At 59.9% G+C, this 20,303-nt stretch carries 24 protein-coding genes; 8 read left to right on the top strand and 16 right to left on the bottom strand.

What is annotated here, in order from left to right; all coding sequences use genetic code 11:
* Positions 1–64 precede the first annotated feature (64 nt).
* Positions 65–724 (top strand): glutathione S-transferase family protein, encoded by a 660-nt coding sequence (locus R6X40_RS13080; RefSeq protein WP_318414231.1) that lies wholly within the window; start codon positions 65–67, stop codon positions 722–724.
* Between the two features lie 67 nt (positions 725–791).
* Here the strand turns inward: R6X40_RS13080 and R6X40_RS13075 are convergent, their stop codons facing one another.
* From R6X40_RS13075 to R6X40_RS13065, 3 genes are all read right to left on the bottom strand, one after another.
* Complete coding sequence (locus R6X40_RS13075; protein ID WP_318414229.1) at positions 792–2,123, bottom strand: histidine kinase dimerization/phospho-acceptor domain-containing protein; 1,332 nt, start codon at positions 2,121–2,123, stop codon at positions 792–794.
* 26 nt (positions 2,124–2,149) lie between these two features.
* Positions 2,150–2,812 carry a response regulator transcription factor gene (locus tag R6X40_RS13070; RefSeq protein ID WP_318414227.1) on the bottom strand — a complete coding sequence of 221 codons (663 nt, stop codon included), beginning with the start codon at positions 2,810–2,812 and terminating at the stop codon, positions 2,150–2,152.
* A gap of 138 nt (positions 2,813–2,950) precedes the next feature.
* Positions 2,951–4,588 (bottom strand): phosphoethanolamine--lipid A transferase, encoded by a 1,638-nt coding sequence (locus R6X40_RS13065; protein ID WP_318414152.1) that lies wholly within the window; start codon positions 4,586–4,588, stop codon positions 2,951–2,953.
* Positions 4,589–4,621: 33 nt separating this feature from the next.
* Here R6X40_RS13065 and R6X40_RS13060 point away from each other — a divergent pair, with 33 nt between their 5' ends.
* The 5 genes from R6X40_RS13060 to ubiG all read left to right on the top strand — a co-directional run bounded on the left by R6X40_RS13060 (position 4,622) and on the right by ubiG (position 7,609).
* Positions 4,622–4,774 carry a hypothetical protein gene (locus R6X40_RS13060; RefSeq protein ID WP_318414150.1) on the top strand — a complete coding sequence of 51 codons (153 nt, stop codon included), beginning with the start codon at positions 4,622–4,624 and terminating at the stop codon, positions 4,772–4,774.
* Between the two features lie 97 nt (positions 4,775–4,871).
* Positions 4,872–5,033: a hypothetical protein gene (locus R6X40_RS13055; protein WP_318414149.1), complete on the top strand. Its 162-nt coding sequence runs from the start codon at positions 4,872–4,874 to the stop codon at positions 5,031–5,033.
* Positions 5,034–5,138: 105 nt separating this feature from the next.
* The gene (locus tag R6X40_RS13050) at positions 5,139–5,909 is read left to right on the top strand and encodes an SDR family oxidoreductase (RefSeq protein WP_318414148.1); all 771 of its coding nucleotides are present in this window, start codon (positions 5,139–5,141) and stop codon (positions 5,907–5,909) included.
* A gap of 512 nt (positions 5,910–6,421) precedes the next feature.
* A complete protein-coding gene (locus R6X40_RS13045; protein WP_318414146.1) occupies positions 6,422–6,808 on the top strand; it encodes a hypothetical protein in 387 nt (128 codons plus the stop codon).
* Positions 6,809–6,862: 54 nt separating this feature from the next.
* A complete protein-coding gene (gene ubiG / locus R6X40_RS13040; protein ID WP_318414145.1) occupies positions 6,863–7,609 on the top strand; it encodes a bifunctional 2-polyprenyl-6-hydroxyphenol methylase/3-demethylubiquinol 3-O-methyltransferase UbiG in 747 nt (248 codons plus the stop codon).
* A gap of 67 nt (positions 7,610–7,676) precedes the next feature.
* On the opposite strand, the gene R6X40_RS13035 is transcribed toward ubiG, so the two are convergent.
* From R6X40_RS13035 to R6X40_RS13000, 7 genes are all read right to left on the bottom strand, one after another.
* Positions 7,677–8,243, bottom strand: coding sequence for a GNAT family N-acetyltransferase (locus R6X40_RS13035; protein ID WP_318414144.1), 567 nt, complete (start codon positions 8,241–8,243; stop codon positions 7,677–7,679).
* Positions 8,244–8,529: 286 nt separating this feature from the next.
* Positions 8,530–8,844: a type II toxin-antitoxin system RelE/ParE family toxin gene (locus tag R6X40_RS13030; protein ID WP_318414143.1), complete on the bottom strand. Its 315-nt coding sequence runs from the start codon at positions 8,842–8,844 to the stop codon at positions 8,530–8,532.
* A complete protein-coding gene (locus R6X40_RS13025; RefSeq protein WP_318414142.1) occupies positions 8,834–9,115 on the bottom strand; it encodes a type II toxin-antitoxin system ParD family antitoxin in 282 nt (93 codons plus the stop codon). Before R6X40_RS13025 ends, R6X40_RS13030 begins: the two co-directional genes overlap by 11 nt.
* A 304-nt stretch (positions 9,116–9,419) precedes the next feature.
* On the bottom strand, positions 9,420–9,848 hold the full coding sequence (locus R6X40_RS13015) for a DUF1178 family protein (RefSeq protein ID WP_318414140.1): 429 nt from the start codon (positions 9,846–9,848) through the stop codon (positions 9,420–9,422).
* Positions 9,845–10,702, bottom strand: a complete 858-nt coding sequence (locus tag R6X40_RS13010; protein ID WP_318414138.1) for a carbon-nitrogen hydrolase family protein — start codon at positions 10,700–10,702, stop codon at positions 9,845–9,847. The genes R6X40_RS13015 and R6X40_RS13010 overlap by 4 nt, the downstream gene beginning before the upstream one ends.
* 12 nt (positions 10,703–10,714) lie before the next feature.
* Positions 10,715–10,972 (bottom strand): glutaredoxin 3, encoded by a 258-nt coding sequence (gene grxC / locus R6X40_RS13005; RefSeq protein WP_318414137.1) that lies wholly within the window; start codon positions 10,970–10,972, stop codon positions 10,715–10,717.
* A 48-nt stretch (positions 10,973–11,020) separates the two neighbouring features.
* Positions 11,021–11,809, bottom strand: a complete 789-nt coding sequence (locus tag R6X40_RS13000; RefSeq protein WP_318414135.1) for a ComF family protein — start codon at positions 11,807–11,809, stop codon at positions 11,021–11,023.
* 68 nt (positions 11,810–11,877) lie between these two features.
* Between R6X40_RS13000 and R6X40_RS12995 the strand changes: the two genes are divergently transcribed.
* Entirely contained in the window at positions 11,878–12,768 is an 891-nt protein-coding gene (locus tag R6X40_RS12995) for a methyltransferase domain-containing protein (RefSeq protein WP_318414133.1), read from the top strand.
* Positions 12,769–12,782: 14 nt separating this feature from the next.
* On the opposite strand, the gene R6X40_RS12990 is transcribed toward R6X40_RS12995, so the two are convergent.
* The 6 genes from R6X40_RS12990 to R6X40_RS12965 form a co-directional block, all read right to left on the bottom strand.
* Positions 12,783–12,956 carry a Flp family type IVb pilin gene (locus R6X40_RS12990; protein ID WP_318414131.1) on the bottom strand — a complete coding sequence of 58 codons (174 nt, stop codon included), beginning with the start codon at positions 12,954–12,956 and terminating at the stop codon, positions 12,783–12,785.
* A gap of 139 nt (positions 12,957–13,095) precedes the next feature.
* The gene (locus R6X40_RS12985; RefSeq protein ID WP_318414130.1) at positions 13,096–13,416 is read right to left on the bottom strand and encodes a hypothetical protein; all 321 of its coding nucleotides are present in this window, start codon (positions 13,414–13,416) and stop codon (positions 13,096–13,098) included.
* A 193-nt stretch (positions 13,417–13,609) separates the two neighbouring features.
* Complete coding sequence (mutT, locus tag R6X40_RS12980; RefSeq protein WP_318414129.1) at positions 13,610–14,023, bottom strand: 8-oxo-dGTP diphosphatase MutT; 414 nt, start codon at positions 14,021–14,023, stop codon at positions 13,610–13,612.
* 2 nt (positions 14,024–14,025) lie between these two features.
* Positions 14,026–14,805 (bottom strand): GNAT family N-acetyltransferase, encoded by a 780-nt coding sequence (locus tag R6X40_RS12975; RefSeq protein WP_318414128.1) that lies wholly within the window; start codon positions 14,803–14,805, stop codon positions 14,026–14,028.
* The gene (gene argJ, locus R6X40_RS12970; RefSeq protein ID WP_318414126.1) at positions 14,805–16,046 is read right to left on the bottom strand and encodes a bifunctional glutamate N-acetyltransferase/amino-acid acetyltransferase ArgJ; all 1,242 of its coding nucleotides are present in this window, start codon (positions 16,044–16,046) and stop codon (positions 14,805–14,807) included. Before argJ ends, R6X40_RS12975 begins: the two co-directional genes overlap by 1 nt.
* A gap of 145 nt (positions 16,047–16,191) precedes the next feature.
* Positions 16,192–17,058 (bottom strand): peptidylprolyl isomerase, encoded by an 867-nt coding sequence (locus tag R6X40_RS12965; RefSeq protein ID WP_318414125.1) that lies wholly within the window; start codon positions 17,056–17,058, stop codon positions 16,192–16,194.
* A 293-nt stretch (positions 17,059–17,351) separates the two neighbouring features.
* Here R6X40_RS12965 and secA point away from each other — a divergent pair, with 293 nt between their 5' ends.
* Positions 17,352–20,063 carry a preprotein translocase subunit SecA gene (secA, locus tag R6X40_RS12960; protein WP_318414124.1) on the top strand — a complete coding sequence of 904 codons (2,712 nt, stop codon included), beginning with the start codon at positions 17,352–17,354 and terminating at the stop codon, positions 20,061–20,063.
* Positions 20,064–20,303: the final 240 nt, after the last annotated feature.

Below are 20,303 nucleotides of genomic sequence, written 5' to 3'. Positions count from 1 at the left end.
AATATAGGATTAGTCGCTCTACAGAACAACCAGTTGCAGATTGAAATCAGTTTTGGAGGATATGATGACACCGCAGCTCTTTGCCCACCCGTTCTCGTCCTATTGCCAGAAGGTGCTTGTGGCAATCTATGAGAACGGCACAGCGTTCGATTACCGCATGCTGAGCCCGGAGGAGGAAAGCACCGTCGAGGAATGGCAATCGATCTGGCCGATCAAGCGCTTTCCGGTGCTGAAGGACGGCGAAAACGCGGTGATGGAGGCAACCATCATCATCGAATATCTGATGCTCAATTATCCCGGCAGCGTCCGCTTGATCCCCAGCGATCCGCAGGCGGCACTCCGCACCCGGATGATGGACCGCTTCTTTGACAATTACGTCATGACGCCGATGCAGAACGTGGTGTTCAACCAGATCCGCCCGGAGGCCGACCGCGACCCCTACGGCGTCACCGAGGCGAAAGCGATGCTCGACGACGCCTATGGCTGGCTCGACGGCGTGGTGGGGAAAACCGAATGGGCGGCCGGCGACCAGTTCAGCCTTGCCGATTGCGCCGCCTGCCCGTCGCTGTTCTATGCAGACTGGGTGCACCCGATCGCCGAAACCTTCCCGAATGTCCGCGCCTACCGCGCCCGCCTTCTCGCCCGCCCGTCCTTCGCCCGCGCTGTCGATGAAGGCCGCCCCTACCGCTCGTTCTTTCCGCTCGGGGCACCGGACCGGGATTGAGGAAACTGCTTTTCTCTTCTCCCCGCTGAGGAGAAGAGCAAGATGCTGCCTTGGTCAGCCCACGGCGTTAGGCAGCATCCCCGTCATCGCTAAACCGCAGCATCACCTCGAACCCGTCCTGGCGTCCCGTCGCCGGGGACATGACCTCAAAACCGGCATTCATCTGCTGCAGCAATCGCTCGGCGATCGACAGGCCAAGGCCAGAGCCCGGTGAAAGGCTATTACCACGCCCGAAACGTTTGCGGACTGCCGCCAGTTCGTCCGGCGAAAGAGCCGCCGCACCATTGACGATGCGGACCACTCCGCCCTTCTCCAGGCGGATATCCACCGGCTCGTCCCGGTCGCCATGCAAAAGCGCATTCTCGATCAGGTTGCGCAACACGATCGCAAAGGCGTCTTCGCTGTAGTGTCCTGTCAACGCCGCCCCCGGTTGACGGTGGAGACGCAAACGCTTCGAACCCGGATCGCTCCGCTCGAAATCGGTCACCACCAGTTCCAGCACGCGCGCCAGATCGACGGTGACCGTACCCGCGCCGATACCGGCCTCGGCCCGCGCCAGCTGCAGCAGTTTCTCGGTGGTGTGGCCAAGATTAGCGAGCGATGTCTCGATCTGCTGGGCGCGCCGCTTGCTTGGCCCTTTGAGCTCGGCAATCAGCATCTGCGTCTGTGCCAGCGCACCGGCGATCGGCGTTCGGAGTTCATGCGCACTGTTGGCGGTAAATTCCCGCTCCGCATCGAAGGCCGCCTGCAGCCGGCTCAGCAGACGGTTGACGGAGCTGGCGATCGGCCGAAGTTCGCGTGGCAGCATGCTGGACGGCACCGGCACCAGGTTGCCGCCGTCCTTTTTCTCGATTGCCTCGCGCAGATCATCGACCGGGGCAAGCGCCCGGCGCACGATCAGCCATATCAACAGGACGCTGACCGGGATCAGCACCAGCACTGGCAGGAACAGTGCTAAACTGCCTTCCGTCACGGCTTCGGTGCGGTTGTCCATGGCATCAGCAACCTGCACGAAGGTCATGTTGTCGGCGGCGCTCGCCGTATAAAAATGGTAGGTATCGTCTTCAAAGAAACCGCGTTTCAGCGGCACATCAAACGGCTCCATCGGCGCATCATGCGAGCGAATGAGGATTTTTCCGCTCGCATCGCGAACCTGATAGACCAGATATTCCTCTCCCAGATCCTCGGCCTCGCTTTGAAAATGCCGTGGCGATGGAGGCCCCTCGCGTCGCTGCAAGTCATCCAGCACCAGAGGCAACAGCCGCTCGGCCGTTTCCTGCAGCGAACCGTTGAAGAATTCGTCGAACTCGTCCTTCATCACAGCGACGCCAAGGCCGGCAGCGATCAGCCAGAAAGCCACGGTCACGCCGGTGAGCCACAGGATCAAGCGGCCGGTCATGCTGCGCGTGCGCGTTTTCTGCTGCGTCACGCCGGTGTCCCGATCTTGTAGCCAACGCCGCGCACGGTCACGACATGGTCCCGCCCGAGTTTCTTGCGCAACCGGCTGACATAGACCTCCACTGTATTGCTCTCGATCTCGGAACCGAAGGCATAGAGTGCCTCCTCGATCTGCGCCTTGGAAATGATCGCCCCCGGCCGCGACAGCAGCGTGTCGAGAACAGCCCATTCGCGCCCGGAAAGACCGACTTCCGCCTCGCCGGCAAACACCCGCCGGTCGACAGGCGAGATCTTCAGGTCGCCAAAGCGGATCACCGGCGAAATATTGCCGCCATAGCGGCGGATGACGGCAAGCATGCGCGCGCTGAGTTCGCCGAGATCGAACGGCTTGACGAGATAGTCGTCAGCACCGCTGTTCAAGCCTTCGATCCGGTCGGAAATCTGGTCATGGGCGGTCAGGATGATCACCGGCGTCGCATTGCTGCTTACCCGCAACTCTTTCAGAAGAGAGATGCCACTGCCATCCGGCAGGCGAAGATCAAGCAGGATCAGACCATAGGAGACGGTCCGCAGCGACATCCGCGCATCGTCGAGCGTCTTCATCCAATCGACGGCATGATCGGCAGCCGCGATATGATCGCGAACGGCCTCCCCCAGTATCTCATTGTCCTCGACAAGTAGAACACGCAAGCCGCTGGTCCCCTCGGTCAGCTCCACCGGCATTCTTATTCCCTCTTTGGACTGCGCCGTCAAACGGCTTTGATGCAACGGCGACAAGCCCACTCCCTTGGGGAGCAGGCCACACTATAAAAGCGTATTGCCGATCGCTTACGACCCAGCGCTTGTCCGGCATGCAGCCACGGCGTCGAGCGACGGCTCGTAAACCTTGGTCGAGACGTTCATCAGGCCAAGCACCGTGTGGAACAGGTTGTCGTGCGACCGTGGTTCTCTGGCCGTTGCCTGAAGGCAGGCCTGGTCGATCCCGCCCTTGGTTTCCTTGCCGGTCCACAGCACAAACGGAATATGGGTCTGCTGCGACGGTGCGATGAAATAGGGCGCGCCATGCAGGTAAAGCCCACGCTCGCCGAGCGATTCGCCATGGTCGGACATGTAGACCATCGATCCGGCCATTTTGTCCTCGCGGGCCTTCAGCATGTCGATGACCGTCGAGACAATGTAATCCGTATAAAGGATCGAATTGTCATAGGCGTTGACGATCTCCTCGCGCGAGCATTTGCCAAGCTCTGCCGTCCGGCAATCCGGCGTGAAACGGCGGAATTTCTCCGGATAGCGCAGATAATAGGCCGGCCCGTGGCTGCCGAGCTGATGAATGACCAGCACGCTGTCGCCCTTGACGCCATCAAGCCAGGTGCCAAGCCGGTCGAGGTGCACATCATCCAGGCATTCGTTGCTCTTGCAAAACCGTGGATCGTTGATGTCGGAAAACGACGTATAGGCGATGCGGTCGGCAACGCCCTTGCTGCCCGTATTGTTCTCCCACCATTCTGCCTTGATGCCGGCGCGGGTGAGCACATCGAGAAGATTTTCGGTCTCAAGCCCCTTGCGGTGCGTGTAGCTGGAACGAGTATAGACGGAAAACATGCAAGGCAGAGACACCGCCGTCGCCGTGCCGCAGCTTGAGGTGTCGGTGAAATATTGAATATCCTGCCGGGCAAGCAGCGGGTTGGTGTCGCGGGCATAGCCGCCGAGCGAAAAATTCTCCGCCCGCGCGGTTTCCCCGGCAACGATGATGGTGACGCGCGGCTTTCCGGACAGCATCGGCGCCATCACCCGCGCATCGGTGCCGAGCGGCTGAAGGACAACGTTCTTGTCTGCGCCGGCCGCCACGACATAACGCACCGCACTGAAGATCGGTGCGACGGGGTTGACCGTGGCGGCGAGGTCGCGGTGCTGCCGGATCGCTGCCGCAAACGTCCGCACATTGGCAATGCTGACAGACGTAAAAACAGCAAGAAGGCACAGGATCAGCACAAGATTGTATTTGAATTTCTGAAAGAGCGGCCGGTGCTTGATCCGCACCAGCATGATGAGCAGCGAAGGCACGATCCCAAACAGCAGCATATGGATAAGGAAGCCGGTGGTCAGCAGATGGCCAGCTTCAGAGCCGGTTGTCTCCGCCGCATTGCGGATCATGTCGACGTCGATGATGGTGCCGAAAGTATCCATGAACCGCGAGCTGGCGGCGGCGATCATGATCAAAAGGATGAAAAAGGGTTTCGTCAGATACTTTACCGACGCCGTGACGCAAACGGCCGAGAACAGCGCAAAAAGTCCGACGGCGAGCAAAAACAGCGCAGTGCTCGGAGCCCCGAGATACTCCATGGCCTTTGACCAGAATGTCCGGTTGGTGACGAAGACGAGATAAAGCGCCACGATCAGGCTCAGCGTCACGCTGCCGATGACCGGCCGCAGCACACGCGGCGTGGCGATTGGTAGGCTTTCCACCGACAAAGAATTCTCCCGCAGAACATCAGATTGATGGATCCGGCCGCAACACGTCCCGCCGCTGTCCAGACCGCCAGCCACGATCCGTTTGCCGGGCGCAGTGCCGCAGCCGTCTCCATCGCGGGACATCTGGTCCGGTTTTCTGACAAGAACCTGAACGTGCAGCAGAATATGACAGTTCCCTGAGACTGCGCAAGCAATGCACGAGCGCGCCACGTCCCTCACGTTCAGGCTGCTGTCAGCATTGGCAGCCACATTTTCAATCGACACTGGAGATTGCTGTTTGAAAGCGCGTCGAATTCCTCTTGGATTGCTCTACATTGCCACCCTTATTCTGGTCATCGTTCTGATCCCGCTGATCCAGTTTTCCGTGTCTCAATCCTCTTCCCTGGCGCACCGGCTGTCCTCGGCAACGACGCTTCGTCTGGACAAAATGAACCTCTAGGGCGTCCGCCCCCCGTGCCGACGACTGTATCTCGTGCAGGAAACGGGTGGCGGCACCTGGCCCAGGCTGCGATTGAACCTCCCGCAACCAGGAGGAATTTCAATCATGTCCACACTATCCCACAAGGTCGCCATCATCACCGGCGCCAGTTCCGGCATCGGCCGGGCAACGGCAAAACTGTTCGCCCGCGAAGGTGCAAGCCTCGTCCTGTCGGGCCGCCGCCGGACAGCTCTCGATGAACTCGTTGCGGAGATCGAGGCGGAAGGTGGCAAGGCCGTCGCCATCGACGGCGACGTCCGCGACGAAGCCCATGCCCGCGCGCTGGTCGACACTGCAACGCAGACATTCGGCGGCCTCGACATCGCCTTCAACAATGCCGGCACCACCGGCGAGATGGCCCCCATTGCCGATCTGTCTACTGCCGGCTGGCAGGAAGCCATCGACACCAACCTGACAAGCGCTTTCTTTGGCGCCAAGTATCAGGTGCCTGCCATGGCGGCGCGTGGCGCGGGTTCCTTGATCTTCACCTCCAGCTTCGTCGGACACACCGCAGGCATGCCGAACACCAGCGCCTACGCTGCGGCAAAGGCCGGACTGATCGGCCTCACCCAAAGCCTTGCCGCGGAACTGGGAGCGAAGGGCATCCGCGTCAACGCGATCCTGCCCGGCGGCACCGACACACCGATGAGCTTCACCAACGCGCCCGGCACCGGGCCGGAAGTTCTTGCCTTCGTCGAAGGACTGCATGCCCTGAAGCGCATGGCAAAACCGGAGGAAATTGCCCGTTCCGTGCTCTACCTCGCCTCGGATGCGTCAAGCTTCACAACCGGCACGGCCATGCTTGTCGACGGCGGCGTTTCGATCAACCGGACGTAAAAAATCATCCCCGCAAATCCCCGCCCCTCAAAACCGTGACACAATCATGTCGTCCTGCCATCGGATACACCGGAAAGCGTTGCCGGCGAGGTGGGGCCGGTGCCTTCGGTTTGCGTTTGAAACGCAGGCGCGGCCGTCGGGGCCTGCAGAGAATGGTTTCCCTCCCGTCTGTAAAATGGCGGGGCGTGCCTGTGAGGCACACATGAGGACCGGCGACTGGCGTGTCGAAGGACAGGTCTTTTGCAGCGAAACGGCGAACAGCCGTGGACGCCGCCCCGTATCAAAAGGGTGCCGCCATCCCCGCAGAGAAATCGAAGTTGCAGGTAAAAACCACCGAGACGGGGCACATCGCGTGTCATTTACTACCAAACACTTCGGCACACGATGTGCCCCGGCCGATCCTGCCGGCGCCCTGGCGCAAAAAGATCACCGCAACGGCATGCCACGGGCGAAACACGCCGCGTGAATACGAACCCCTGTCTTGTCCGACCCCATAACCAAAGGAGCTTGCGATGCCGAAACAGGATTTTTCCGAATATGAAAAACGCGTGTCCGCCGATCACGAACGCCAATGCCGGACCACCTTGACCATTTACAGCGCATGGCGCGTTTGCCCGATCCGCAAATGCCGCCGCGACAAGACCTGCAGCGGGGAAATGCGCGTCTCTGCACATCAGGATCGCAAAATCCGCGCCCAGCGCGAAATCGGCCTGTCCGGCAACGCCTGCGCCAAGCTGCCGCGCTGCATGGCAACAGCCAGCGCTTTAGCTTTCGAGACATTTGCAGAGTGCCTGGATGATCTTCAAAGAGACTTGATCGCCCATCCCCACGAAGATCTGCCGAAATTCGACCGCTGCCTGAAAGGCCGCCAACCGCGGCGCGACACTGCCAACCCTTGACATTCATGGCCGATCGTCCGACTTCACAAGGGTATAGTCCAAGGAGTTCCGACCATGAGTGAACAGGCCCGCAGCACCATCGACCAGACCGAAGTCGACCGGTTTTCCGCCATGGCCGCCGAGTGGTGGGACCCGAAAGGCAAGTTCCGGCCGCTGCACAAGTTCAATCCGGTCCGCCTCACCTATATCCGCGATCGCGTTGCCGATAATTTCGGCCGTGAGGCCAAGGCGCTGCAGCCGCTGAAGGGCCTGCGCATCCTCGATATCGGCTGCGGCGGCGGCCTGCTGTCCGAGCCGATGGCCCGCATGGGTGCCGATGTTGTCGGCGCCGACGCCTCGGAAAAGAACATCATGATCGCCAAGACCCATGCGGCAGGCAGCGGCGTCGCGGTCGATTACCGCGCTGTCACGGCCGAGTCGCTCGCCGAATCCGGCGAGACCTTCGATGTGGTGCTCAACATGGAAGTGGTCGAGCATGTCGCCGATGTCGAATTCTTCATGAGCACCTGCGCCTCGATGGTTCGCCCCGGCGGCATGATGTTCGTTGCCACCATCAACCGCACGGTCAAAGCCGCCGCCCTTGCCATCTTCGCTGCCGAAAACGTCTTGCGCTGGCTGCCGCGCGGCACCCACCAGTATGAAAAGCTGGTGCGTCCGGAAGAACTGGAAAAGCCGATCACGGCAAACGGAATGGACGTGACCGATCGCACCGGCGTCTTCTTCAATCCACTGTCGAACCAGTGGAACCTGTCGAAGGACATGGACGTCAACTACATGATCGTCGCCAAACGCCCGGCGTAAACGGCAACGTCCCTTTCCCTCCCGCGACCGGATTTGCGGGAGAGACCGTTTGCTGCGTCAACGATTGTCAGACGCCACTATGCCGCGCCATCCATTCGTCCCTGAGCAGCGCATAGATAAACTCGTCGCCCCAGATACCGTTGAACTGATCGTTCTGGATCAGATGGGCCTCGCGCCGCATCCCCAGCCGTTCGACGACCCCCACCGATCCGGCATTGGCGGCATCGAGCCGGGCGAAGGCGCGGTGGAAATTCAGCCTCGAAAACGCGAACTCCAAAACGGCACTCATCGCTTCGGTGGCATAGCCCTTGCCCGCAAAGGCCGGATTGAAAATATAGCCGACCTCCACCTGCCGCGCGATGGCGCTCGCCAGCTTCAGCACAACTTCGCCCGCCACGGCACCGTCCTCACGCCGCTCGACCGCAAACACGGCGGTATCGCCATCCTTGCGAAGCCGCGGCACGCTCGCCTTCTGGAATTTCTCAGCAGCCTCAGCCTCGTCGAGCGGATCGGCATAGAGGTAACGATAGACCTCCGGCTGGCTGTGATAGGCAAGAAAAGCTGCAAAATCACCGGGCACGAACCGCCGGATCTCAAGGCGTTCGGTCGAAAGGCGAAGGTCGGAAAAGTCCATCAGTCTCGAAACTCCATTCTCGGCAAAGCCAGCAGATGGGTATCAAGCCGTTGAATTAAAAGAGCACGTCAACCTTCCTGCGATCCGGAAGAACCAGACGCCCGCCGAGCCTGCCTCACAAAGCCCGCACAGCATCATCCCCGCCATCCGTCACCATGCTAGACTGCAATGGATCGGCCCGGATGGAGGAAATCATGTCCGGGATCGTTCCGTTCTTTGACAAAGGGATTTCTCGCAGCCATTCGAACACCTAAACTCAATCCCACCGCTATGAGTCTCAGAACGCCTACGAAAAAAGGGTTTTTATATCTCGTCGAGCGTCGATAACACGCACAATCTCGACCACCTTCACTGGTCCCTCGTCGCTATCGGGTATCGTTTCGTAGAGGATTACAAAAGGCGCCTCCACAAGCATCCGGGCGGCTGGACTGATCTCGGGATGCCGCATACCGAGACGCGGCTGGTCGCCCAGGAGGCTGGCTTTGTGCTGAAACCGCTCATAAAAACGCTCGGCAGCCTGTGGCTGCTCCCGGCCAATTTCCACATAGATGCGGCGGATATCCGCCTGCGCCAGAGGTGACCAGACCAAATCAACCGGCATGTTTCTGTGCGGCAAAAAGTTCTTGGCGGGCTTCCTCGCGCAGCCTGTCAAAATCTACGGCAGTGGGCTTGCCGCTGGCCTTGCCCTCGTTCCACAACTCGCTCAGCCTGCTTGTGGTGGCTTGACGGACTTCCCATTTGGCGGACCAGTCACGCACGGCTTCGCGGACAATTTCACTGGTCGTGGCGTAGGCACCGGTTCCCACGGCATCGCGAAGCATCGATGCCTGCTGCCTTGTCAGCGCAACGCTGATTTTCTCTACGTTGGACATCAAAAGCCTCCAAGCTTGATCGGTAGGAAATATTACTACCATCTGTCAGCGTTTGCCAAGGAAAACCGGCGGCATCATCCCCGCCGTTCGCCCTCGTGCTAGACGTTCAACACTTGCGGACCCCAGCTGCGCGGCCCGGGCCCGCCACGATAGCCGGAGCGCCAAACAAAACCGCTTGCCCGCGATGCGGCCTCGAAATTTGGCCGGCTCGCGCAAGACGAAGCCTTCGACACGGGGATCACCCTCTGACCCGACATGCAGGCCGAAATTATAGATGGCCAGACGATACTGCGCGGTCGTCATGTCAGTTCACATCGTCAGGCAGAACGGGCAGAGCGGCAATCTCGATGCCTTCCTCCAGCAGGGCCTTGGCCTCGTCCACCGTCGCTTGGCCGATCAATCCGCGTTGCTCCGCCTCGCCATAATGGATTTTTCTGGCTTCCTCGGGAAACTTTGTCCCGACATCCTCGGCATTTTCGCGAATCGAGGTGACCAGTTCGCGGATCTTGGCGACCGCTTCCTTGCGGGCCTGATCCATCATCAGCACCTTGGTCTCGTCCTTCTTGCGGGCTGTCGAAACCGAGGGCGCCATCAGCTCCTTGCCGACTTTAGCCGAACCGCAGACGGGACAGGACACCAGCCCAAGCTCCGCCTGACGGTCAAAGTCGGTACTTGAGGAAAACCATCCCTCAAACGAATGGCCATTGTCACAGGCAAGCGTGTATTTGATCAAGCGGCCACGTCCCCGGAGGTGCTCGATGGCACCTCCTCAAGTTGGAAGGCCCGGCCGTTCTTCAGGTTTGGAATTTTCGAGCGCGCAGCCGCGACAGCGCTCACATCGATATCGGCAAGAACGATACCCTCACCAGTACCGCCAGCCGAAGCCAGAACCCGTCCCCAGGGATCGACGATCATCGAATGGCCAAACGTCTCGCGGCCATCCTCATGAACGCCGGCCTGTGCAGCAGCGATCACGAACATGCCGTTTTCGATTGCCCGGGCGCGCAACAGGATTTCCCAATGCGCCTCGCCGGTCTGGCGGGTAAAGGCTGCCGGCACCGACATGATCTGCGCCCCTGCAGCCGCCTGCGCCCGGAAAAGCTCGGGAAACCGAACGTCGTAACAGATGGCACAGCCGAGCTTGCCGAACGGCAGGCTCACCAGCCGCGCGGTGCCGCCCGGTGTGTAGGCTGAGCTTTCGCGCCAGCTTTCGCCATTGTCGAGATCGACGTCGAACATGTGGATCTTGTCGTAATGGGTGATCTTTTTGCCATCGGGGCCGAAGAGAAAACCGCGATTGGCCATCTTGCCATCGGCAAGGCCGATCGCGGTCGATCCGACATGAAGGTGGATGCCGAGTTCGCCGGCGAGTTTGGACGCCGCAGCAACGATGAGATCACTGCTCTCGTCGCGCAACGCCGCCTTCATCGCGGCACGGTCCCGCTGCAGCGCACCGGTCATTTCCGGCGTCTGCACGTAAACAGCACCCTGCGCGGCGGCCTCACGGACCAGCCGCACCATGGTGTCGGCATTCCGGGCCGGATCAACACCGGAACACATCTGGATCGCTGCCGCCTTGAACGTCATGGAAGCGTCTCCTTACGCGGCGAGCATCGCGTCCAACTTGCCGGCGCGTTCCAGCGCGTGCAGGTCGTCGCAGCCACCGATATGGGCATTGTTGATGAAGATCTGCGGGAAGGTCGTACCACCGTTCGACCGCTCGATCATCTTCTGGCGAACATCCGGAGCATAGGTCGCGTCATGCTCCTCGAACGTCACGCCCTTGGTTTCCAGAAGTTTCTTCGCTGCGGAACAATAACCGCAGAACTGACGGGTATAAATAACGACCGAAGCCATGAGTTGATCTGCTCCTTCGCCGGCCCTGCGCCAGCATTACATACCGTGTCATATAAGACCGGACACGGCTCTTGCAAAGGTCAAAACGGTCACATCGGCGGCACCCGCCTTCTTCAGCGCCCGGCTGGCTGCCGATACAGTCGCGCCCGTCGTATAGACGTCATCGACCAGAACGATCCGCTTGCCGAACAGCGCCGCCTTCCCGGCCTCCGTCACAGAAAAGGCACCGCGGACGTTGTCATGACGCTGGCTTGCCCCCAGCCCCACCTGCTGGGCGGTGCGCCGGTTGCGGATCAACGCGGTCGCCAGAAAGGGCTTTTCCGAGATACGGGCAATCGCCCGGGCAAGCTCGGCGGACTGGTTGAATTTGCGGCTCCAGAGCCGGAACGCATGCAGCGGAACGGGGACGATCGCATCACAAGCCAGGACATTGCCGTCGCTGGCCCGGATCATCCATTCCGCCATCATCACAGCCAGATCGGTGCGGTCGCGGTATTTCAGGCCATGGACAAGCGACTTGGCAATGCCGTCATGGATGGCAACAGAGCGCAGCCGCTCGAACGCAGGCGGATTGGCAATTGCATCGGCCGACAGGATGCCAGCCCCGAGATCATGCGAAAACGGCAACCCGAGTACCTCGCAATACGGCCGCTCAATCAGCCGCAGCGTCGCCCAGCAGGCGGGACAGACGCCGCGATGTTGCCCCACCATGCGGCCACAGCCGCTGCAGACCGGCGGATAGACCGCATCGACTGCCGCCGCCCACAGACCGCGCAGGCCTCCACGCAGACCGCTTGCAAGCCGCCACCCAGGATTTTCCGCCCCTTCGTCCCCCATGAGGTTGACTTTACGGCGAGCCGGGTTTCATTGCGATCAGATTTTTGGACGATCGGGGAAGCAAGGCCATGGATATCGTTTTCGACCAGAGGCTCGTCGAAGCCCGCCGCAAGCGCGCCTTTCGCGACGGCGATCCGAAGGCGCAATTCCTGCTGGAGATTGCAGCACAGGAGCTGTCCGAGCGCCTGAGCGTGGTTGAACGCCATTTCGACAAGGCCGTGGAACTGCATGGCTATACCGGCCTGACGGCCCGCTACATCGCCAATACCGGCAAGGTGACGGAAATCGAAAGGGTCGAGACTGATGCGGCCTTTGCCGCAACGGATGAAAAAATCACCGCCGCATCGCTCGAGGCGGTACCGCTCGCACCGGAATCTGTAAACCTGGTCGTCTCGCCGCTGTCGCTGCACCTGACCAACGACACGCCCGGCGTATTCATCCAGGTGCGCCGTGCGCTCAAGCCCGACGGGTTGTTCCTCGCCGCCATTCCCGGGTCCGGCACCTTGCAGGAGTTGCGCGAGGTCCTTCTTGCGGCCGAAAGCGAAATGACCGGCGGCGCCAGCCCGCGCGTCATCCCCTTCGCCGATGTCCGCGATATCGGTGCGCTGTTGCAACGCGCTGGTTTCAGCCTGCCGGTCGCCGATACCGAAAGCTATACGGTGCGTTACGCGTCGCTGTTCTCATTACTGAAAGACCTGCGGTCGATGGGAATGACCAATCCGCTCGCAGCCCGCAGCCGCAAGCCGTTGACCTGGAAGTTCTTCGTGCGCGCCGCTGAAATCTATGCCGAACGTTTTGCCGATCCGGATGGCCGCATCCGGGCAACGTTCTCAATCATCTATATTTCCGGATGGGCGCCGCACGAAAGCCAGCAGAAACCACTGAAACCTGGTTCGGCAAAGCAACGGCTATCAGATGCGCTGAGCACGCGCGAACTGCCACTGAAAGGTGAACAATAGGAATGTCTGCTGACCTAGATAGGCTTGGCAAGGAAGGTGTTGGTGATCGTCTGAAAGACCGCCAGCAGGGAATCCGAGAACGCCCCTAGCCCGGCAATCATCCCGATCGAAATCAAGCTGGCCAGCAGTCCATATTCGATTGCCGTGGCCGCGGATTTGTCGTTCAACAATCGGATCAATGTCGTCATGGGCTCCCCCAGCCTGTCCTGTGCATGCCCGACAGGTGAGATCACCCGAAAAGCAGGAAAATGCGCGCCGTCGTTATCGGTCGATCCCGACCTGGCTGGTAACGGACAGAAACGCCGGATATTCCCGGCTTCAAGGACGTCAGCAGCCGCTTTTGCTTCCATTACCATCGATAATGCAGACGGCACCCGGCATTTCCTGCAGCACGCTGCGGCGCACCGTGTAACGCTTGGTGGGCGGGTTGCTCGGGATAGAGCCGGTCCTGATATTGTCGTAGTCTATCGGCGCGTCAGCCAACACCTTGTTGTCCGTCTTCGACGTCAACATCGGCGTCAGGATGAGGGTCAGCGCGATGACGGCTGTACCGAACAGCAGCGACAGATTGAGCGCACCGGTGCGGCGGCTCTGGGTTGTCACCAGATCCTTGTCCTGAACCGTTCTCCAAAAATCGTCGTCGACCATCGTCTGCCTCTTCGAATACGTGCGTTTTCCTGAAGACGGCTACCTCACCGCTTCACCATGTCGACGCCTATAAAAACCGGCATCGGTTACGGGAAACATCCCCAAACCATTAGACACCGGTACTTACTCGAAGCTGATTTTGCGGGAGGGTGATAAATGTTCGATTAATAAAATAGAAATTTGCGAGATTAGATCAGAGCAAATCCATTAAGTAGGGGATAAGTGGCTCGTCGGCGGGCGGCATCGGATAGTCGCGCAGGGCCTTCGGGCGAACCCATTTCACCGCCTGGCCTTCCCGGCCATAAGCAACGCCCTCGTAGCGCCGGCAGACGTAAAGCGGCATCAGCAGGTGGAAATCGTCGTAGGTGTGGCTGGCAAATGTCAGCGGCGCCAGGCAAGCAACCTTGGTGCGAACCCCCAGTTCCTCGTCCAGTTCGCGGATCAGCGTTTCCTCCGGCGTCTCACCGGGCTCGACCTTGCCTCCGGGAAACTCCCAGAGCCCCGCCAGGGATTTGCCCTCAGGCCGCTGAGCAAGCAGGATCCGGCCATCGCTATCGACCAGCGCGCAGGCCGCAACCAGGAGAATTTTTCGGCCGGTTACTTCCATCGTCAAACTCCTTCGCGCCGGTAAGCATACCGGTAGACATCCCTGAAGCCGAACTTGCGATAGAGCTTGATGGCGGCCTCATTGTCACTCTCGACAGAAAGCCAGGCAGTACGAGCACCTCGCAGACGGGCCCAACGCAACGAGGCGTTGACGATGGCGCTGCCCACGCCCTGCCGCCGCACGCTCTCAGCAACGGCAACCTGCAGAATTCCGGCAAGATCGTTGTCATGCACAGCAAGCGATACCGCGATCGGTCCCTCGTCCTGCGCCTCGAAAAGAAACAGTCCGCATTCCGGCTTGATCGCGTTGATGACTTCGGTGAGACCCGCCTTGTCCTGGCTGCTTTCACCACAGATCTGCAGCCGGGCATCGACGAAACGGCCAACATCGCGCAACGGCAAATGCTCGATCGATTCCGTCGTATCGTTCGGGGGAATATCCGCCATCATGACAATGGTTTCGGAAAAGACCGGCCAGCGATGCTCATTCATGTAAGAAATCAGCAGCGGTGGGGTTAGCGGTGTCTGGCGGACGGTCAGCGGACGGCCATAGTCGGAAAAACGCTTGGCAGCCTTCTGAAGCCGGATTTCGATATCGCGACCGTCGGACGGGTCGAGCGGATTGACCGAATTCAACCGTTTGGAGTCATGTCCCGCCGTCAGGCGGATCAGCCAGCTGCCGTCATACTGCACCGAAGCTGCGGGCCAGGCGCGAAAACCGACGGCTTCCAGGCGGCGCACATTCGGCAGATCGGTTTTCGAAATCGCATCCTGCACTGTCATCAGCTCCGGTAGTCGCCGTTAATCTCGACATATTCCTTCGTCAGATCGCAGGTATAGACAGTCGCCTTGCCGGAGCCGAGACCGATCTCGACGCGGATGGTTATGTCTTCTTCTTTCATCACGGCTGTTGCTGCGGCCTCCGAATAGGTCGGATCGCGTTCGCCATCAACGGCGACGCGCACATCGCCGAACCAGATCGCCAACCGGTCGCGGTCGGCCAGTTCGCCGGACTTGCCGACAGCCATGACCACGCGGCCCCAATTGGCATCCTCGCCGGCAACGGCCGTTTTCACCAGCGGCGAATTGGCGATCGACAGGCCAATGCGCTTGGCAGCCTGATCACTTTCGGCACCTTCAACGGTGACGGCAACCATTTTACGAGCACCTTCACCATCGCGAACCACCTGCAGTGCCAGATCACGCAGGAGGTCGTTCAGCGCCGCACGGAAGCCATCCAGCGCCGGATCGGCCGGGCTGACAATCTTCGCCTGTCCGTCCTTGCCGGCCGCACCTGTGGCAAACAGCATCAGTGTGTCGGAGGTCGAGGTATCGCTATCGACGGTGACGGAATTGAAGGTTGGGCCTGTGCCTTCAGACAGTAAAACCTGCAGCGCTTCGGGCGCAATATTCGCGTCGGTAACGACAAAGGACAGCATCGTCGCCATGTCGGGTGCGATCATGCCAGCGCCCTTGGCGATGCCGTTGATAGTAACCGCGACTCCGCCAATTTCGGCGCTGCGGGTGGCAACCTTCGGATAGGTATCGGTGGTCATGATCGCCTTGGCGGCCTCGAACCAGAAATCGCCGGTCGCCTGCACGGTCATGTCGCTGAGAACGCCCGCAAATTTCGTCGCATCCAAGGGTTCGCCGATGACGCCGGTGGACGCAAGAAACACTTCACCGGTCGAACATCCGACCGCTTCAGAAGCCGACTGCGCCGTAAGCTCGGTCGCAGCCTTGCCCTTCTTGCCGGTGAAGGCATTGGCATTGCCGGAATTGACCACCACGGCACGAGCGATGCCGCCAGACAGGTTCTGACGGCAGAAATCGACGGGAGCCGAAGGGCATTTTGATTTTGTGAAAACACCGGCAACGGCCGCCGGCTCATCGAAAACCATCAACAGCACATCGGTACGGTTCTTGTACTTGATGCCTGCAGCGGCTGTCGCCATGCGGACGCCGCGTACCGGCGGCATGTCGGCGAAGGATTTCGGGGCAAGCGGGGAAACGGAACCGGACATGATCAACCCTGTTTAACGGTGATGGCCCGGCCTGGCGGGCCCACAAACGAAATCCCGAAGGGCCTGACGCCTCCGGGACCTGTGTCGTTCAATTGATATCAGAAAGGCGTGACCGGCCAAAGACGGGCGGTCACGGCCGATCTCATCAGTTGGCGGTTGCGGCTTCCGCCTTGTTGGCCTCGTCGTACGCCTTCTTCAGGGCCGGGTCGGTGATATCAACGCCGGCTTCCTTCTTGGCGGCAGCCAGAAGCTCGATATACTTGTCGCGCATGACGAGCTGCTTGACCTGCGGCTCGACCTGCTCAAACGGCGGCGGTGGCTGCATGCGCTTGTCTTCGAGCAGGATGACATGGAAACCGAACTGCGTCTTGACCGGCACTTCCGTGTACTTGCCCTTTTCAAGCTTGAAGGCAGCTTCCGAGAATTCAGGAACCATGCGGTCCTTGGTGAAATAGCCGAGATCACCGCCATCAGCCTTGTTCGGGTCGGTCGACTTTTCCTTGGCGATGGTCGCGAAGTCCTTGCCGGCGTCCAGATCCTTGATGACGGCCTTGGCTTCTTCCTCGGTCTTCACCAGAATATGACGGGCCTTGGCTTCTTCCTGCGCAGGAATCTTGGCAACTTCCACGTCGTAACGCGCCTTTACCTCTTCCGTCTTGACGGCATCGACAACGTGCTTCTTGAAGAAGGCGTTGTGCAATTCCCGGTCGGTCAGATAGGCGAGACGCTTCTTGAAATCTGCGTCGTTCTGCAGGCCTTCCTTGTCGGCATCCTTGGCCAGAAGCTTGACGTCGATCAGGCCGGAAAGCGCAGCTGCGCGCTTCTGGTCTTCCGGCAGCTGTGCGAGCTGCGGGTCAAGACCGGTGAGCGCATAATCGAGTTCCGACTGGTGAATCTCGGAACCGCCAACCTTGGCAATCACGGGATCCGCAGCGTCCTGCGCTGCTGCCGGGCCTTGTGCGGCCATGACAGCGATCAGGGCAACTGCCGCAAGCATTTTGTATTTCAACATCCTCATACCTTCCACGCTGGTATCCGGAACCGCGGTCACGGCCGGCCTCAAACGCTCCACATCATCAGATTGTGGCCGTTCTGTAGCCTCCTACCAAGCTTCGATGACAAGAACCCATGGAAATAAGGCGTCCTGTTACTAATCCTTGGTATTCGCGAACCTTAACTCCCGTTGACATAATTCGACCCCCCTCTTATCTGTCACGCAACCTCGCGTCCAGAACAGTTCCGGGCGTTTCATAGTATTTCGCGGAAATTGCCCGCGTTGGCGACATAGAAGAAAGGACCATTCTTATGGTCAGTCTCGGCGGCATCGCCCGCAAAATCTTCGGTTCATCGAACGACCGCCGTGTGCGTGGCTACAAAGCCAAGGTCGACGCCGTCAACGCCCTGGAAGCTGAAACCAAAGCGCTTTCTGACGAGGCACTGGCCGCCAAGACCGTCGAGTTCCGCCAGCAGTTCGCCGACGGCAAGACGCTTGATGATCTGCTGGTGCCTGCGTTCGCCGTTGCCCGCGAAGCCGCACGCCGCGCACTTGGCCTGCGACCTTTTGACGTCCAGCTGATCGGCGGCATCATCCTGCACGAAAAATCGATCGCTGAAATGAAGACCGGTGAAGGCAAGACGCTGGTGGCGACGCTGCCGGTCTACCTGAACGCTATTGCCAGCAAGGGCGTGCATGTCGTCACCGTCAACGACTACCTGGCGACGCGCGACTCCGCGACGATGAACAAGATCTACGCGTTCCTCGGGTTGACGACGGGCGTTATCGTCCACGGCCTGACCGATGATCAGCGCCGCGCCGCCTATGCCTGCGACGTCACCTATGCGACCAACAATGAACTCGGCTTCGACTATCTGCGCGACAACATGAAGTACGAGCGCAACCAGATGGTCCAGCGCGGCCACTTCTTCGCCATCGTCGATGAAGTCGACTCGATCCTCGTCGATGAAGCCCGCACGCCGCTGATCATCTCCGGTCCGCTCGACGACCGCTCCGATCTCTACAATACGATCGACAAGTTCATCCCGATGCTGTCGCCGGAAGACTACGAGATCGACGAGAAGCAGCGCTCCGCCAACTTCTCCGAGGATGGCACCGAGAAGCTGGAAAACCTGCTGCGCGAAGCCAATCTTCTGAAGGGCGAAACGCTTTACGACGTCGAGAACGTCGCGATCGTCCACCACGTCAACAACGCCTTGAAAGCGCACAAGCTTTTCCAGAAGGACAAGGACTATATCGTCCGCAACGACGAGATCGTCATCATCGACGAATTCACCGGCCGCATGATGCCGGGCCGCCGTTATTCGGAAGGCCAGCATCAGGCGCTTGAAGCCAAGGAAAAGGTCACCATCCAGCCGGAAAACCAGACGCTGGCCTCGGTCACGTTCCAGAACTATTTCCGTATGTACAGCAAGCTCGGCGGCATGACCGGTACAGCTTCGACGGAAGCCGAAGAATTCGGCAACATCTATGGCCTTGAAGTCGTCGAAGTGCCGACCAATCTGCCGATCAAGCGTATCGACGAAGACGATGAAGTCTATCGGTCGGTGGAAGAAAAATACAAGGCGATCATCGCCGAGATCAAGGAATCGCAGGATCGCAACCAGCCGGTTCTGGTCGGCACCACCTCGATCGAAAAATCCGAGCTTCTGGCAGAAATGCTGAAGAAGGCCGGCTTCACCAATTTCCAGGTTCTGAACGCCCGTTATCACGAGCAGGAAGCCTATATCGTTTCGCAGGCGGGCGTTCCGGGTGCAGTGACCATCGCCACCAACATGGCCGGCCGCGGCACCGACATCCAGCTCGGCGGCAACCTTGAAATGCGCGTCGAGCGCGAACTCGGCGAGATGGAACACGGCCCCGAACGCGACGAAAAGGAAGCCGCGATCAAGGTCGAGGTGCAGCGTCTGAAGGACGTCGCTCTCGCCGCTGGCGGTCTTTACGTTCTGGCGACTGAACGTCACGAAAGCCGCCGTATCGACAACCAGCTGCGTGGCCGCTCCGGCCGTCAGGGCGACCCTGGCCGCTCGAAATTCTTCCTGTCACTGCAGGACGACCTGATGCGCATCTTCGGTTCCGACCGGATGGATTCGATGTTGCAGAAGCTTGGCCTCAAGGAGGGCGAAGCGATCGTCCATCCCTGGATCAACAAGGCCCTGGAACGCGCCCAGAAGAAGGTCGAAGCCCGCAACTTCGACACCCGTAAAAACCTTCTGAAATACGACGACGTTCTCAACGATCAGCGCAAGGTGATCTTCGAACAGCGCATCGAAATGATGGATGCGACCGACATTTCCGAGACGGTCGCCGACATGCGCCACGAAGTCATCGAGGACATCGTCGCCAAGCGCATTCCGGAAAAGGCCTATGCCGAACAGTGGGATGCCGTTGGGCTCAAGACCGACGTGCAGAACTCGCTCAACCTTGATCTGCCGATCGTCGAATGGGCAGCAGAGGAAGGCATCGACGAAAACGATATTCGCGAACGCATCACTGCAGAGACCGAGAAGGCTGCAGCAGACCGCGCCGAACGCTTCGGCCCGGATATCATGCTCTACGTCGAGCGCTCGGTGGTTCTGCAGACGCTCGACCATCTCTGGCGCGAACATATCGTCAACCTCGATCACCTGCGCTCCGTCATCGGCTTCCGCGGCTACGCCCAGCGCGACCCGCTGCAGGAATACAAGTCGGAAGCGTTCGAGCTGTTCCAGGCGCTGCTGGCGAACCTGCGCCAAGCCGTGACGGCACAACTGATGCGCGTCGAACTCGTTCGTGAGGCAGCAGAAGCGCCGCAGCCGGTACCGCCGGAAATGGTCGGCCATCACATCGATCCCGACACCGGCGTCGATGACTTCGCCGACAGCGTCAACCTGAACTTCGTCGACCCGGAAAACCGCAATCCGCAGGATCCGTCGAGCTGGGGCAAGGTTTCCCGCAACGAGGCCTGCCCTTGCGGCTCGGGCAAGAAGTACAAGCACTGCCACGGTACTTTTGAAGCGTAAGCGTCGAAAACTTGATTTTGTAGGCGATATCGCTTATTTCTAGAGTGGCAGACGGGATTGCCGTCCCGTCTGCCTTGGACTTACTTAGCGAAATTGATCCGGACAGCTATTGACCAGCCTGTCCGGGTTTTCCGCATCATAAGCGTGATGCTAAATGGCTTTTGCCACATAGAACACCTCCAGATTCGACAGCAAGGCCGTTGCCTCAGCCGGGGAGCCCGTCTTCCCGGTATCACAAGC

The organism is Rhizobium sp. PL01 (assembly GCF_033447125.1).
GTDB lineage: Bacteria > Pseudomonadota > Alphaproteobacteria > Rhizobiales > Rhizobiaceae > Pararhizobium.
The sequence above is the reverse complement of the archived record's forward strand: the minus strand, read 5'-3'. Positions and strand labels throughout refer to the sequence as shown.